The sequence below is a fragment of the Streptomyces sp. NPDC048361 genome, assembly GCF_040651795.1.
GTDB lineage: Bacteria > Actinomycetota > Actinomycetes > Streptomycetales > Streptomycetaceae > Streptomyces.
On sequence record NZ_JBEZKW010000030.1, the window covers coordinates 1 to 14,736 of the forward strand.

The window sequence follows — 14,736 nt, forward strand, 5'->3', positions numbered from 1 at the left end:
CTCTGACCTGCACCGATAGCCGGATCCTTATGGTCGGGTCGCACTTCATGCTCTTGGACATCACGGCGCAGGACCTGTTCTCCTGTCACCACATGTCCGGTTCAGGCCGATTCGGTACGTCCCTGGGAGTGCGATGAACAAGCCGCTGCGTCACATAGCCGTCTTCTGCGGGGTGATGGTGCTCGCCCTGTTGATCAGGGCGACCTGGGTCCAGTTCGTGCAGGGCGACACCCTCGCCGGCAACGAGCACAACCGGCGGGTGCAGATCGCCGCGTTCGCGCAGCCGCGCGGTGACATCGTGGTCGGCGGGGAGCCGGTCACCGGCTCGGTGGCGACGCCCGGCTCGGACTTCCGGTACAAGCGCACCTACAAGGACGGCCCGATGTACGCGCCGGTCACCGGCTATCTCTCCCAGGCGCAGGGCGCGACCTTCCTCGAAGGGGTGCACACGAAGGTGATGAGCGGCAAGGACGACCGTCTCTTCCTCGACCGGACCAAGTCCCTGTTCACGGGGGAGACTCCGCGCGGCGGCGATGTGATCACCACCATCGACCCGGCCGCCCAGAAGGCCGCGTACCAGGGGCTGACCGATCTCAAGGCGAAGGGCGCGGTGGTCGCCCTCGACCCCCGCTCCGGCAAGATCCTCGCGATGGCGAGCACCCCGTCCTACGACCCCTCGGCCTTCGCGGGGATTTCGAAGAAGGAGGGCGAGGAGTTCCGCAGGCTCGACGCGGCCAAGGACAAGCCGCTCAGCAACCGGGCGCTGCGCGAGGCGTATCCGCCGGGGTCGACGTTCAAGATCCTCACCGCGGCCGCGGCCATCGAGCACGGCGTCGTGAGCGACATCGACGCGCCCATGCCGGACGCGCCGGCCCCGTACACGCTGCCGCTCAGCACCACCCAGGTCGGCAACGACGTCGACAACGCGCTGTGCGACAAGGTTTCCCTGAAGACCGGCATGCAGTGGTCCTGCAACAACGTATTCCTCCAGACGGCGCTCAAGACCGGCAACGACAGGATGCGCGAGACCGCTGAGAAGTTCGGCTTCAACCACGAGCAGTTCACCCCGGTCCGCTCCGCGAAGAGCGGCTATCCCGCCCGGCTCGACAAGCCTCAGACCGCGCTGACCGGCATGGGCCAGGGCAGCCTGACCAGTACGCCGCTCCAGATGGCCATGGTGACCGCGGGGCTCGCCAACGACGGCAAGGTGATGAAGCCGTACATGGTGGAGGAGTTGCGCGGCCCGGACCTGACGACGCTGGAGAAGGCGAGCCCCGAGGTGCTCGACCAGGCCGTCTCCGTGGGCACCGCCAAGAAGGTGCAGGAGATGATGGAGTTCACCGCGAGCGAGGGCACCGCGAAGAAGGTGCGGATCGACGGAGTGACGGTGGGAGGCAAGACCGGCACCGCCCAGCACGGCGCCGATGTGCGCGAACAGCGCCCGTACGCCTGGTTCGTCTCGTATGCCAAGCAGAGCGACGGCACCTCGCCGGTGGCGGTGGCGGTGTTCGTCGACCCCGCCGACATGGACATCGAGCGGTCCGACATCGCGGGCGGCAAGCTCGGTGCGCCGATCGCCAAGGCGGTCATGCGGGCGGTCCTCAAGAAGTGACGCGGCCCCAGCCGCCTCGGTGGCCACCCCGGTGGCCGCCCGGGTGAGCGATCCAGCCACCGTCCACCCCCTGCCGCGGCGCGTTTTCGCCATGTACGGTTCAATCGCGCGCCGCTTGGGTGTCCGTACAACGACGTTCTACGCGCGCAGACTTGGTGTCCCCACCACCTCTCCCCCACCTCGATGGAGGTACGCAGGATGCTCGGACCACTACGTTCCGGCCGCTCGCGCCGACGGACCGCAGCCGCGCTGACCGCGCTCGGCGCACTCGTCGCCGCCGGTGGCGCGGCCGCCGAGGCCGCCACGCCGCCCGCCGCGACGGCGCGCACCGCCGCCGCCACCCAGCACCGGGTGCTGTTCGACAACTCCAAGGCGGAGACCGCGGGCAACGCCGACTGGATCATCGGCACCAGCCAGCCGGATCCCCTGGGCCAGAACCCCTCACCCAGCACCGAGAAGGACTGGACCGGCGCCCTGTCCTCCTGGGGCGTGGCGCTCCAGAAGAGCGGCGGCTACGCCCTCAAGACGCTGCCCTCGGGCAACAGCATCACCTACGGCACGTCGTCCGCGCTCGACCTCAAGAACTTCGACACCTTCGTCATGCCGGAGCCGAACGTCCTGCTCAGCGCCGCCGAGAAGACCGCGGTGATGCAGTTCGTGAAGAACGGCGGCGGGCTCTTCCTCATCTCCGACCACACCGGCTCCGACCGCAACAACGACGGCGCGGACGCGGTGCAGGTCATCAACGACCTGATGAACAACAACAGCGTCGACTCCACCGACCCGTTCGGCTTCTCGGTGGACTCGCTCAACATCGCCACCGACAACCCGCGGGCGATCGGCGACTCCACCGACCCGGTCCTGAACGGATCGTTCGGCAAGGTGACCGGCAGCATCATCCGCAACGGCACCACCGTCACCCTCAAGCCGGCCGACAACGCGGCCGCCAAGGGGCTTGTCTACCGCACCGGTTCCTCCGGGAACACCGGCGCCTTCTTCGCCACCAGCGCCTTCGGCAGCGGCCGCGTCGCCTTCTGGGGCGACAGCTCACCCATCGACGACGGCACCGGCCAGTCCGGCAACACCCTGTACGACGGCTGGAACGACCCGGCCGGCACGGATGCCGCACTCGCGCTCAACGCCACCGAGTGGCTCTCCGGCGCGGCCGGCAGCGGTGGAGGCGGCACCACCTCGTGCACCGCGGGCCAGCTGCTCGCCAACCCGGGCTTCGAATCGGGTGGTTCGGGGTGGACGGCCACCAGCGGCATCGTCAACACCAGCGCCGGCGAGCCCGCGCACAGCGGCGCCTACAAGGCCTGGCTCGGCGGCAAGGGCACCGCACACACCGACACCCTCTCCCAGCAGGTGACGATCCCCGCGGGCTGTGCCGCATCGCTCGGCTTCCAGCTGCACATCGACACCGCGGAGACCGGTGGCACGGCGTACGACACCCTCAAGGTGCAGGTCCTGAACGCGAGCGGGACGGTCCTCGCCACCCCCGCCACGTACTCCAATCTCAACGCGGCGAGCGGCTACACACCGCGCTCCGTGGACCTCGGCGCCTACGCGGGGCAGACGGTGACGCTCAAGTTCACCGCGACGGAGGGCTCCAAGCTCCAGACGTCGTTCGTCCTGGACGACACCGCGCTCACGGTGAGCTGACCGCGCGTACGAGTCGGTGGGCTGACCGCGCGTACGGGTCGGTGGACTGACCGCGCGTACGGGTCGGTGGGCTGACCGCGCGTACAACGCGGTGGGCTGAGCGCACGTACGAGGTGACCATCCGCCCGGGTCCAGGCCCGGGCGGCTGCCGTCAGCCCCGCAGGCGGACCGGCAGCGACTCGACGCCGTACACGATCGACAGCTTGCGGAAGGCGAGTTCCTCGGGCGGCACGGCCAGACGCATGGCGGGGAAGCGGCGGGCCAGGGCGGGGAAGGCGGCGCGCAGTTCCATACGGGCGAGTTCGGCGCCTATGCACCGGTGGATGCCGTAGCCGAAGGCGAGGTGGCCGCCCGCCTTGCGGTGCGGGTCGAAGCGGCCGCCGTCCGCCGTGAACGTGGCGTCGCGGTTGGCACCGCTGAGCGAGCACAGGACCATGTCGCCCTTGGGTATGAGCACACCCGCGACCTCGACGTCCTCGCGGGCGAAACGGGGGAAGGCCAGCTGGACGACGGTGAGGTGGCGCAGCGACTCTTCGACGAAGGCCGCGGCAGCCGTCTCGTCGCCGGCTATGCGCGCGAAGGCGTCCGGGTCCTGGAGCAGGAGGAGGGAGCCGAGCGCCAGCATGCTCGCGGTGGTCTCGAAGCCGCCGGTCAGGACACCGTCGGCGAGGCCGGCGAGTTCGTCGTCGCCGACGCTGTCGCCGTGCTCCTTGACGATCATGCCGATGAGCCCGTCGCCCGGGTTCTCGCGCTGCTTCTTGACGACGTCCCGGAAGTAGGACAGCGAGGCGGACATCGCGCCAAGCGGCGCGGTCGCCCCGGCGAACAGGTCGAAGCGTTCCATGGCGAGCTGCTGGAAGTCGTGGCGGTCCTCATAGGGCACCCCGAGCAGCTCGCATATGGTCAGCGAGGGTATGGGCAGCGCGAACGCCTCGACGAGGTCGACGGTGCCGTCCGCCGCCGCTTCCATCGCGTCGAGCCGCTCCTCCACGAGGGCGTCGATGCGCGGGGTGAGCCGGCGCAGTCTGCGCATGGTGAACTCGGGTGTCAGGATGCGGCGCAGCCGCGTGTGCACCGGCGGGTCGCTGAAGCCGAGGCCGCCGGGGTGCTGCTCCTCGACGACACCCGCGTTGCCCGCGAGGTGCGTGAAGTCGTTGCTGAACCCGTCGGCGGAGCCGAGGACGGCCTTGACGGCGTCGTGGCCGGTCACCACCCAGGCGTCCATGCCGAATGGCAGCGGGACCTTGCTGACCGGCTCCTCGGCCTGGCGCGCGGTGAGCTCGGGGACCGGGTCGAGTCCGTCGCGGCGCAGCGGCATGAGCAGTGCGTCGGGCAGCAGCGAGATCGTGCCGGGGCCGATACCACGCTTCTGGATCCTGGCAAGGTAGGTGCGCCCGAGCCACATCGTGACGCGGGAACGGAGATTTACCCTCAAGGCGGACTCCAAGGACAGGTTGTGCGGCCAGGACACCGGGTACGGACCGGGTCGCTCAGGATAAGTGGCGCGGGGGCGCCCACGGTCCGCCAGGGGCGCAGCTCACATAACGGTGCGCTCCGGGGCGGCCGGCCCGGACGGCTTGTTCGTGGCGCGCCGCGGCCCGGCCCGGGCGGCCTGTTCGTGGCGGGCCGCGGCCCGGCCCCGGCACTCTCGCACGGCGCACGGCGGCCCGACCAGGGGCTCTCGCACTGTGCACAGGGCCCCGACCAGGCGCCCTCCCGTGGCACACAGCGGCCCGGCCCGGGCCCGGTTCGACCGGTGGTCGAGCGTTTCCGTCCAGGATGGCGGGGATCAACTCACCGGCCCCACAGGCCGGTTTACGGTGTCGGGGCCCGCACCCGACTTGGGAGGAACCCCGTGCGTCTGCGTACCGCCACTGCCGCCGCGACCGTCTCGCTGGCCGTCGTCGTCTCTCTGGGCGTCACCGATGCGAGCGCCGCGGCCCGCCCGGCCCCGGACGCCCGCCACGCCTGCTCCGCCTCCACGAGCCTCGACGGCTTCTCCGACGCCCTGGACAAGACCCTGTTCCACGGCACGGTGGTCGGCAATCTGTCCGGGCTCGCCGTGGACACCGACGGCACGGTCGCCGCGCTGTCCGACCGTTCGCAGCTGTTCTCCCTGAAGGTGGACCGGCACCTCGCGGCCGCCCCCACCCGGGTGGTGCCGCTCGCGGACGAGAAGGGCGCGCAGCTCGACTCGGAGGCCGTCGTCGTGGACCGGGACGGCTCCCGTCTGATCACCTCGGAGATCGAACCGTCCGTACGCCGCTACGACCGCGACGGCCATCTCCTCGGGCGGCTCCCCGTCCCGGACGCGCTGCGGGTCGCCCCGGCCGGGCGGGCCCTTTCCAACGCGACGTTCGAGGGCCTCGCCCTGCAACCCGGTGGCCGCACCCTGATCGCCTCGATGGAGGCACCCCTGGCGGGAGACGCCAAGGACACGGCGGGCCGCACACTGCTGCGGTTCCAGACGTGGCAACGGGAGAGCGCGAAGGGCGAGTTCCGGCTCGCCGGGCAGTACGCCTATCCCGCCGAGCCGAACGCGGGCGTCTCGGAGATCACCGCGACCGGAGACGGGCGGCTGCTCGTCCTGGAGCGCGGCTTCACCGCCGGCGTCGGCAACTCGGTGCGCCTCTTCCTCGCCGACCCGCGGGGCGCGAGCGACGTGAGCGGTGTCGCGAGCCTGCCGGGCGGCGCCCGCGTCCTGCGCAAGACCCTGCTCGCGGATCTCGCCGCCTGCCCCTCGCTCGGCGCGAAGGCCAAGCAGCCGCAGCCCAATCCGCTGCTCGACAACATCGAGGGCCTGGCCGTCACCGGCCGCACCCGGGACGGCCGCCTGCGGCTCCTCCTGGTCAGCGACGACAACGAGAACCCGGTGCAGACCACCCGCCTCTACGCGCTGACGGTGCGGCTGCCGCGCCACGTCTGAACCGGGCCGCGCCCGCAGACGCCGCTGCCCCGGCCGGAAGGACTCCGGCCGGGGCAGCGGTACGGTCAACCACCTTCCCCGCGAGGGGAGTTGGCGGATCAGCCGAGGGTGGCGACGGCCTGGTTGAAGGTGGCCGACGGGCGCATCACCTCGGTCGCCTTGGCGGCGTCCGGCTGGTAGTAGCCGCCGATGTCGACGGGCGAGCCCTGCACCGCGACGAGCTCGTCGACGATGGTGGTCTCCTGCTCGGAGAGCGTCTTGGCGAGCGCCGTGAACGCCTCCGCGAGCTGCGCGTCCTCGGTCTGCTTGGCCAGCTCCTGGGCCCAGTACAGGGCGAGGTAGAAGTGGCTGCCGCGGTTGTCGATGCCGCCGAGCTTGCGGCTGGGCGACTTGTCCTCGTTGAGGAAGGTGCCCGTGGCGCGGTCGAGGGTGTCGGCGAGGATCTGGGCGCGTGCGTTGCCCGTGGTCGTCGCGAGGTGCTCGAAGCTGACGGCGAGCGCGAGGAACTCACCCAGGCTGTCCCAGCGCAGGTAGTTCTCCTTGACCAGCTGCTGGACGTGCTTGGGGGCGGAGCCACCGGCGCCCGTCTCGAAGAGGCCGCCGCCGTTCATCAGCGGGACCACCGAGAGCATCTTGGCGCTGGTGCCCAGCTCCAGGATGGGGAAGAGGTCGGTCAGGTAGTCGCGGAGCACGTTGCCGGTGACGGAGATGGTGTTCTCGCCGCGGCGGATGCGCTCGACGGACAGCTTGGTGGCCTCGACGGGGGTGAGGATCTGGATGTCCAGGCCCTCGGTGTCGTGCTCGCCGAGGTACTGCTTGACCTTCGCGATGAGCTGGGCGTCGTGGGCGCGGCCCTCGTCCAGCCAGAAGACGGCCGGGTCGCCGGTGGCGCGGGCGCGCGTGACGGCGAGCTTGACCCAGTCCTTGATCGGGGCGTCCTTGGTCTGGCAGGCGCGGAAGATGTCGCCCTCGGCGACGGCCTGCTCCAGGACGACGTCGCCCGCCCCGTTCACCAGGCGCACCGTGCCGGTGGCCGGGATCTCGAAGGTCTTGTCGTGCGAGCCGTACTCCTCGGCCTTCTGCGCCATGAGGCCGACGTTCGGCACCGAGCCCATCGTCGAGGGGTCGTAGGCGCCGTGGGCGCGGCAGTCGTCGATGACGGCCTGGTAGACACCGGCGTAGCTGCTGTCCGGCAGCACGGCGAGGGTGTCGGCCTCGGCGCCTTCGCGGTCCCACATGTGACCCGAGGTACGGATCATGGCGGGCATCGAGGCGTCGACGATGACGTCGGAGGGGACGTGCAGGTTGGTGATGCCGCGGTCGGAGTCGACCATGGCGAGCTCCGGGCCCTCGGCGAGTTCGGCGTCGAAGGACGCCTTGATCTCGGCGCCCTCGGGCAGCGACTCCAGGCCCTTGTAGATGCCGCCGAGACCGTCGTTCGGGGTCAGGCCCGCGGCGGCGAACACCTGGCCGTACTTCGCGAACGTCTTGGGGAAGAAGGCGCGTACCACGTGCCCGAAGATGATCGGGTCGGAGACCTTCATCATCGTGGCCTTGAGGTGGACGGAGAACAGCACGCCCTCGGCCTTGGCGCGGGCGATCTGCTCCGTGAGGAACTCGCGCAGCACGGCGACGCGCAGCACGGAGGCGTCGACGACCTCACCGGCGAGGACCGGTACGGACTCGCGCAGCACCGTGGTGCTGCCGTTGTCGGCGACGAGCTCGATGCGCAGCGTGTCGTCGGCGGCGACGACCGTGGACTTCTCGGTGGACCGGAAGTCGTTGGCGCCCATGGTGGCGACGTTCGTCTTCGAGTCGGCCGTCCACTTGCCCATGCGGTGCGGGTGGGCCTTGGCGTAGTTCTTGACCGACGCGGGGGCGCGGCGGTCGGAGTTGCCCTCGCGCAGGACCGGGTTGACGGCGCTGCCCTTGATCTTGTCGTAGCGCGCACGGACGTCTTTGTCCTGGTCGCTCTTGGGGTCGTCCGGGTAGTCCGGCAGCGCGTAGCCCTGGCCCTGCAGCTCGGCGACGGCCGCCTTGAGCTGGGGGATGGAGGCCGACACGTTCGGCAGCTTGATGATGTTCGCGCCGGGCGTCTTGGCCAGCTCACCGAGCTCGGCGAGCGCGTCGTCGATCCGCTGGCTCTCCTCGAGGAACTCGGGGAAGCTCGCGATGATGCGCCCCGCGAGCGAGATGTCACGGGTCTCCACAGTGACACCGGCGGTCGAGGCGTACGCCTGGATCACGGGCAGGAACGAGTACGTGGCCAGGGCCGGCGCCTCGTCAGTGTGGGTGTAGATGATGGTCGAGTCAGTCACCGGGTGCTCCGCTCCACGTCTGCAACATTGCTCGACATCAAGATATCTCCTGATCGCCCCGGCTCATCACGGGGCCCCGGCCGCTGTCACCCGGGGTGGCCCGGCGGTCACGGTGAGAACCGGGGGACGCGGGGACGGCGAGAACAGCGAGGAAGGGCGGGAACGGCGCACAGGTGTCACGGAACGTGGCCGCACCGTCCCGGGCGGCGTTCACGGACGTACGGCACGCGCCTCGAAGCGGCCCACGCCGAGTTCGATGACGAAGGAGACCTGCTGCCCCTCCGACAGCGTCCGGGCGTCTCCCTCTATGTCCTCCCGGCGCACGTAGATGGCGTCCTGCTGCCCGAACGGCACGACGAAGCCGTAGCCCTTCTCACGGTCGAAGTACTGAACGATCCCGTCGCATCGCTCGCTCATCGCCTCGCTCCTCACGTGATCGTGTCTACGGTCGGTCACGGGCTCGGGCCGGGAATGAGGAACCGGCCCGTTTCACCGGGGCCACGGCCGGACGCGGGCTACCGCACCCGGAACCAGGCCTGCCCGCCGAGGGGCTCCCACCACCCTGATGGGTCCCGTCACCCTGGAGGGGAACCGTCCACGATACCGGGAACCGGCGGTCGGCCGCCGGTTCAGGCGGTTCCCTACTGGTAGGTATACCGCCGCGCCCCGCGTTTGATGCCTCCCTCCACGGGCCGTGGCGGTCGTGCGGCAGGGGGGTGACCGGAGGGACCGCGGGGTGGCTGGTAGGACGGCTGGGGGTGGCTGGTGGGGCGCGAGGCCCGGTGTGCGCCCGGCGCCCGGCGGGCGTGGTGTGCGGCGCGCGGTGTGACGGGTGGACGGCCGACGCCGCTGTGGCGGTGACCGGTCGGCCTCGGTAGCGCCCGCCCAGCTGCGGGGGCGCTCCTCCCATGGGGCAGGATGGCAGCCCGTTCGCAGGGGCAGCTCTCCGAACCAGGCTCCAGGCAGCACGATCTGACAGGTGACAAGGTGACGACACATCACATACGGCCATCGACGGCGCCCTGCGCACAGCCCCCGCTCCCTCGCCGCCCGGAGGGTGTGCGTTGAACCGAGGCGTCGTCCTGCACGACTGGGTGGCGGCCTCCATAGCGATGGCCGCGGGCATCGCCGCCGGGCTGCTCCTGCGCATCGTGCTGAGGTGGCTGGGCAAACACGCGCTCAGGACCAAATGGACCGGCGACGACATCATCGTCGACGCCCTGCGCACCATCGCTCCGTGGGCGGCCACGGTCGCCGGCGCGGCGGCGGCCGCGGCGGAGCTGCCGCTGACCACCCGGGTGTCGGGCATCGTGAACCACACGCTGACCGCCCTGATCATCCTCATCACCACCCTCACCGCGGCCCGGGTCGTGGCGGGGCTCGTACAGTCCCTGGCGCACTCACGGACCGGCGTGGCGGGCTCGGCCACGATCTTCGTGAACATCACGCGCGTCGTGGTGGTGGCGATGGGCATCCTGGTGGCCCTGGAAACCGTCGGGGTCTCCATAGCGCCGCTGCTGACCGCGCTCGGTGTCGGTGGCCTCGCGGTGGCGCTCGCCCTCCAGGACACCCTGGCCAACCTCTTCGCGGGGGTGCACATCCTCGCCTCGAAGACCGTCCAGCCCGGGGACTACATCCGGCTCAGCGGCGGCGAGGAGGGGTACGTCGTCGACATCAACTGGCGCAACACGGTGGTGCGCAACCTGTCGAACAACCTCGTGATCATCCCCAACGCCCGGCTGGCCCGCACCAACATGACCAACTACACACGCCCGGAACAGGAGTTGACGATCGTCGTGCAGGTCGGCGTCGGGTACGACAGCGACCTGGAACACGTGGAGCGGGTGACTCTGGAGGTCGTGGACAGCGTGATGACGGACATCACCGGGGCGCTGCCGGGACACGAGGCCGCCGTACGTTTCCACACGTTCGCCGACTCCAGGATCAACTTCACGGTGATCCTGGGTGTGGGTGAGTTCAGCAACCAGTACCGGATCAAGCACGAGTTCATCAAGCGGCTGCACCGCCGCTACCGCGCCGAGGGCATCTCGATCCCGGCGCCGGCCCGGACGATCTCCATCGAGCGCGACCTGCCCGACGCGCCCCCCTTCCCCCACCAGCGCGAGGCCCCGCCCTCGCGGCTGCCCTCCCCGCTGCCGGACAGCCGCCACTGAACCCGCCCCCGCGCGGCGGGCTCCGGCGTCGCGGCCGGTCACGCCGGACCTGACGGGAACGCGTCGGTCGGCCCGGCGACCCGGTGCCGAGGGGAGGGCAGTAGGCGGGGGCCGGCAGCCCCGGCCCCCGCCTACTGCCCAGCAGCCCGGAGACCAGAGGGCCAGGGGGCCCGGGCGGGCCGGGAGCCCAGCAGCCCGGAGACCAGAGGGCCAGGGGGCCCGGTGGTAGCGTCGGTCGTATGACCCCGGAAGACCTCGCCAACCTCGCGCACCTGCGCCGCGCGCGGGATCTCATCGACCGGGAGTACGCCAAGCCCCTCGACGTTCCGGCCATGGCCCGGCACGCGCTCATGTCGCCGGCGCACTTCGCGCGCCGCTTCCGTGCCGTCTACGGCGAGACGCCGTACAGCTACCTGATGACCCGCCGTATCGAGCGCGCCATGGCGCTGCTGCGGGGCGGGATGAGCGTGACCGACGCGTGCATGACGGTCGGCTGTACCTCGCTCGGCTCGTTCAGTTCACGGTTCCGGGAGATCGTGGGCGAGACGCCGAGCGCGTACCGCAGCCGCGAGCACAGCGCGGTGGCGGCGATGCCCCCGTGCGTGGCGAAGCTGCACACCCGCCCGACGCGCACCACCCCGGCCCGGGTTCGGGGCGCGGACGACACCACCGCCCCCTAACGTGGACGGCATGACCATCGCACTTCAGTACTGCCACGTCACCGTCAACGACCCGGACGAGTCGCTCGGTTTCTACCGCGACGCGCTGGGCCTTGAACTCCGCAACGACGTGGCATCGGGCGGTTTCCGCTGGGTGACGCTCGGCAGCGCGAGCCAGCCGGGGCTCGAAATCGTCCTGTCGGAGCCGCACGCCGGCCGGTCCCAGAGCGACGGCGACGCCCTCCAGGAGCTCCTCGTCAAGGGTGTCCTGCCGACGCTCGTCTTCAGGACGGCCGATCTCGACGCGACCTTCGAGAAGGTACGGGCCTCGGGTGCCGAGGTTCTCCAGGAGCCCATCGACCAGCCGTGGGGCCCCCGCGACTGCGCGTTCCGGGACCCCTCGGGCAACATGATCCGCATCCAGCAGCAGGCCACCGAGGCCCCCCGGTCCACCCTCTAAGCGGTCCCGCTCGCCAGTCGCTGCGCGGCCCGCTCCCCGCGCAGCCCCACGGGTTCGACGCCCCAGGCCGCACCAAGGCCGGCCGGCGGCATGTCGACGTAGATCGACTCGTACGAGCCGGCCGGGACGATGTAGGTCTCGTGCCAGATCCCCACCGAGCCCTGGCCGGAGCGCACCCGCCGGTTGAACGCCGCCCACGCGGGGCGGTGCGCCGCGACCGGGTCGCAGGCGTAGGCAAGCAGCCTCTCGCGTGATTCCCAGTACTGCACGACGCCGTACACCCGGGGCCCGCCACCCAGCCCCCGCAGCGCCAACAGCCCGCTCTGCCCATCCCCCGAGAGTCCGCGAGGGCCTGCGCCACCGTTCGTCTCGGCTGGACCTTCGGCCCCGGCCTGGGCCTGGCCGACCCCGCCTGCCGGCGCCTCGTCGACGCGGTCGCCGCGCTGGTACGGCTCGGCTACCCCTACGACAGCGAGCGACTGCTGCCATACGGACGGCTCGCGGCCCAACTGGCCGCCACTGACCTGGACATGGTGGAGGAGCAGCCGACCCCGGCCGGGCAGATCGAGGCGGCCGTCGCGCTCACGGTGCTCTACGAGCCGGTGCTCCTGAGCCTGCGGCGGATGGCTCACGCACAGGAGTCGGCCCGCCGGTTCCAGGCGGGGACCGGCCCCGCCCGGCGCCTGCTCCGCGGCTTCACGCGGCGTCGTGGAAGACGAGGCCAAGCGTGTGGCGCCACCCTGAGTGCACGGGGCTCACACCGTGGCGCATCGGCCCGTTCGACCAGCCGCGCCGGCTCGCGACGGGCCGGTCCCTGGTGGTGAAGACCAGGCCGTGGCCCTGGGGCAGGACAGTGGCCGAGCCGCGGGTCTGGGCGCGCGGGCGCTGCTCGGTCATCAGGAACTCGCCTCCGGTGTAGTCGACGCCGGGGGCGTCGAGGCCGATGACGACCTGGAGCGGGAAGAGCATGTCGCCGAAGACGTCGCGGTGCAGCGCGTTCCAGTCGCCCGGTCCGTAGCGCAGCAGGATCTGTGCCGAGCGGTTCTGGCCGGCCGCGTGGCACATCGCGAGCCACTCCTGAAGCGTGTCGGGCCAGGGCGCGGGCTTGCCCAGCCGGCCGGCCCAGTCACGGGCGATGGGCAGCAGAAGCGGATAGAGGGCGGCGCGCAACTCCTCGACGGAGCGAGGTAGTTCGTGTGTGAAGTAGCGATACTCACCCGAGCCGAAGCGATAGCGGGCCATGTCGATGGTGGCGCGGAACAGCTCGGCCCGGTCGTACAGCGCGGCGATCTCGCCACACTCGTCGGGGGTGAGGAGCTGCCGGGTCAACGCATGCCCGTGTGCGTCGAGTTGGGTGGCCAGAGCGCCCCAGTCGTCGGCGGCCGGACGCTCGGCGACAGGGGTGCGGGCGGTGGCGGTAGCGGCGTTGGTCGCAGTAGCGGTGGTCATCATTGGTGCTGGCTCCCTTGCGGTACGGCACCCCGCGGAGGCCGGCGCGCGACCGGGCCCCCTGCCCGCCCAGGACGACGGAACGCCCAAGACGACGGAACGCCAGGGACGGCGGCCCCGAGCGCGTCCTCAAACGCAGCCCGCGCGCGGGATGCACGCGTGGAAAGCGGGCGTGCCGGGTGGTGTCCGCCCTCCACGATGCGTGGTTCCCGCGCTCATCACCGGCGACTTTCGGACACGACGTTCGAGCGGGGTGTCGGTGCCCGTACTACTGCGGCGCGGCGAATCCCAGCGCACCCGCACGGGCGCCGCGCTCAGCCGGAAGCGTCCCCGGACGCCCGCCCGACCCGGGACATCGAACCCGGGGAGTGGGCCGCGACCGCCGCGAGCAGCTCCCTCTTCGACGGGTTCACCATCGGGCGCCCGGTCACCGTCACCGTGGGCACGGTCTCGTTCCCGTCCGCGACTGACCGGACGAACGCGGCCGCCTCGGGGTTCCGCCAGATGTTGACCTTGACGTACTGGAGCGGTGTGAAGAGCAGCCGCAGACGGAGTCTGATGCAGTAGGCGCACAGGGGGCGCCAGTACAGGACCACCCCGCCCTGGTCATCGGTCACGAGTCTTCCCCCTGCGGCTGCGTATGTACGGAGACTTGAGGGTAGACGAGGTCGCTAGGCCGGCGGGTTGACGTACAGGGCGGCGAAGAGGCCGTGAGCAGCAGTGCCTTCCGGTGTCTGCCAGGGCCCGGAGACGTGGCCGGTCGCGCCCTGCGGGACAGGGAGCAAGCCCTCCTGAGCCGGGTGCAGGATTCGGTGCAGGCGGAGGAGCGCCGTGCCCTGCGGGGCGGTCAGCGCGGTGCCCTCCGGGTCGTCCACGGCGGTGGGGGCGGCGGCCAAGGCCGGGCCGTCACCGGTGAAGGAGCACATGACGTCGTGGTCGGGCACATCGCTCGTGTTCTGGTCCTGGGCCTGGGCCCGGCCCTCGATCAGCGCGATCAACTGGGCGACCGCCACCGGGTCGTGACACGCGTCGTAGGCCCAGCGCCGCCCCAGCACACCGTGCTCCATCGTGCCGACGAGGGCATGGCCGGCCCCGTCGAGCGGCGCGCCACGGTAGCTGAGCGGCACCAGGTAGGCGGTCGCCGCGGGACCGGAGCCGTCGGTCACGACGATGAACTCGATCCCCACTTCGCCCTGAGGGTCGTCGAGCCGGAAGCCCCCGGCTTTGGACAGCTCCGGGGTGGCCGCGCCGCGGTACCACGGGCGGGAGGGAAGCCAGGAGTTCAGCAGCTCCAACTTGGTCGGGCTCAGGACGGTTTGGTGAATGACAGCCATGTCGGGCCTCCAAGGGTGGGCAGGTACGCGCTCTCAATACCTTGCCATTCACGCCCCGACCACGAACGCGCGGTCCAACCCGCCGCCAGCCGTCGGCTACAACGCGCGGTCCGACCGGCCCCAGACCGCGGACCGCAACGCG

Annotated in this window: 13 protein-coding genes; 6 read left to right on the forward strand and 7 right to left on the reverse strand. The window is 71.1% G+C overall.

All coding sequences use genetic code 11. From position 1 onward, the window contains the following. Positions 1 to 133: 133 nt before the first annotated feature. Both AB0D31_RS18705 and AB0D31_RS18710 read left to right on the forward strand, forming a co-directional pair. Positions 134 to 1,612, forward strand: a complete 1,479-nt coding sequence (locus AB0D31_RS18705; protein WP_362723971.1) for a penicillin-binding protein 2 — start codon at positions 134 to 136, stop codon at positions 1,610 to 1,612. A 198-nt stretch (positions 1,613 to 1,810) separates the two neighbouring features. Then, positions 1,811 to 3,274: a hydrolase gene (locus AB0D31_RS18710; RefSeq protein WP_362723973.1), complete on the forward strand. Its 1,464-nt coding sequence runs from the start codon at positions 1,811 to 1,813 to the stop codon at positions 3,272 to 3,274. 151 nt (positions 3,275 to 3,425) lie between these two features. Here the strand turns inward: AB0D31_RS18710 and AB0D31_RS18715 are convergent, their stop codons facing one another. Beyond that, a complete protein-coding gene (locus tag AB0D31_RS18715; protein ID WP_362724149.1) occupies positions 3,426 to 4,679 on the reverse strand; it encodes a cytochrome P450 in 1,254 nt (417 codons plus the stop codon). Between the two features lie 507 nt (positions 4,680 to 5,186). Between AB0D31_RS18715 and AB0D31_RS18720 the strand changes: the two genes are divergently transcribed. Next, complete coding sequence (locus AB0D31_RS18720) at positions 5,187 to 6,200, forward strand: esterase-like activity of phytase family protein (protein WP_362724152.1); 1,014 nt, start codon at positions 5,187 to 5,189, stop codon at positions 6,198 to 6,200. Between the two features lie 98 nt (positions 6,201 to 6,298). Here the strand turns inward: AB0D31_RS18720 and AB0D31_RS18725 are convergent, their stop codons facing one another. Both AB0D31_RS18725 and AB0D31_RS18730 read right to left on the reverse strand, forming a co-directional pair. Next, entirely contained in the window at positions 6,299 to 8,518 is a 2,220-nt protein-coding gene (locus tag AB0D31_RS18725; protein ID WP_362723976.1) for an NADP-dependent isocitrate dehydrogenase, read from the reverse strand. Positions 8,519 to 8,728: 210 nt separating this feature from the next. Then, the gene (locus AB0D31_RS18730; RefSeq protein WP_362723979.1) at positions 8,729 to 8,935 is read right to left on the reverse strand and encodes a cold shock domain-containing protein; all 207 of its coding nucleotides are present in this window, start codon (positions 8,933 to 8,935) and stop codon (positions 8,729 to 8,731) included. Between the two features lie 647 nt (positions 8,936 to 9,582). Between AB0D31_RS18730 and AB0D31_RS18735 the strand changes: the two genes are divergently transcribed. The 3 genes from AB0D31_RS18735 (at position 9,583) to AB0D31_RS18745 (ending at position 11,811) form a co-directional block, all read left to right on the forward strand. Beyond that, entirely contained in the window at positions 9,583 to 10,692 is a 1,110-nt protein-coding gene (locus AB0D31_RS18735; protein WP_362723981.1) for a mechanosensitive ion channel family protein, read from the forward strand. Between the two features lie 239 nt (positions 10,693 to 10,931). Then, positions 10,932 to 11,372, forward strand: coding sequence for a helix-turn-helix transcriptional regulator (locus tag AB0D31_RS18740; protein WP_362723983.1), 441 nt, complete (start codon positions 10,932 to 10,934; stop codon positions 11,370 to 11,372). 10 nt (positions 11,373 to 11,382) lie between these two features. Further along, entirely contained in the window at positions 11,383 to 11,811 is a 429-nt protein-coding gene (locus AB0D31_RS18745) for a VOC family protein (RefSeq protein ID WP_362723986.1), read from the forward strand. Here AB0D31_RS18745 and AB0D31_RS18750 read toward each other — a convergent pair. The 4 genes from AB0D31_RS18750 to AB0D31_RS18765 form a co-directional block, all read right to left on the reverse strand. Then, a complete protein-coding gene (locus AB0D31_RS18750; RefSeq protein ID WP_362723989.1) occupies positions 11,808 to 12,443 on the reverse strand; it encodes a DUF4188 domain-containing protein in 636 nt (211 codons plus the stop codon). The genes AB0D31_RS18745 and AB0D31_RS18750 overlap by 4 nt on opposite strands. 64 nt (positions 12,444 to 12,507) lie before the next feature. Next, a complete protein-coding gene (locus AB0D31_RS18755) occupies positions 12,508 to 13,263 on the reverse strand; it encodes a 2OG-Fe(II) oxygenase (protein WP_362723992.1) in 756 nt (251 codons plus the stop codon). A 311-nt stretch (positions 13,264 to 13,574) separates the two neighbouring features. Next, positions 13,575 to 13,877 carry a glutaredoxin domain-containing protein gene (locus AB0D31_RS18760; protein WP_362723994.1) on the reverse strand — a complete coding sequence of 101 codons (303 nt, stop codon included), beginning with the start codon at positions 13,875 to 13,877 and terminating at the stop codon, positions 13,575 to 13,577. A 54-nt stretch (positions 13,878 to 13,931) separates the two neighbouring features. Beyond that, entirely contained in the window at positions 13,932 to 14,594 is a 663-nt protein-coding gene (locus AB0D31_RS18765; RefSeq protein WP_362723997.1) for a 1,4-alpha-glucan branching protein, read from the reverse strand. Between the last annotated feature and the right edge of the window lie 142 nt (positions 14,595 to 14,736).

Excerpts from the sequence above, each read along its gene's own strand:
- AB0D31_RS18705 (WP_362723971.1), top strand. The coding sequence starts at position 134 with ATGAACAAGCCGCTGCGTCACATAGCCGTCTTCTGCGGGGTGATGGTG.
- AB0D31_RS18710 (WP_362723973.1), top strand. The coding sequence starts at position 1,811 with ATGCTCGGACCACTACGTTCCGGCCGCTCGCGCCGACGGACCGCAGCC.
- AB0D31_RS18715 (WP_362724149.1), bottom strand. The coding sequence starts at position 4,679 with ATGTGGCTCGGGCGCACCTACCTTGCCAGGATCCAGAAGCGTGGTATC.
- AB0D31_RS18730 (WP_362723979.1), bottom strand. The coding sequence starts at position 8,935 with ATGAGCGAGCGATGCGACGGGATCGTTCAGTACTTCGACCGTGAGAAG.
- AB0D31_RS18740 (WP_362723983.1), top strand. The coding sequence starts at position 10,932 with ATGACCCCGGAAGACCTCGCCAACCTCGCGCACCTGCGCCGCGCGCGG.
- AB0D31_RS18745 (WP_362723986.1), top strand. The coding sequence starts at position 11,383 with ATGACCATCGCACTTCAGTACTGCCACGTCACCGTCAACGACCCGGAC.
- AB0D31_RS18755 (WP_362723992.1), bottom strand. The coding sequence starts at position 13,263 with ATGATGACCACCGCTACTGCGACCAACGCCGCTACCGCCACCGCCCGC.
- AB0D31_RS18765 (WP_362723997.1), bottom strand. The coding sequence starts at position 14,594 with ATGGCTGTCATTCACCAAACCGTCCTGAGCCCGACCAAGTTGGAGCTG.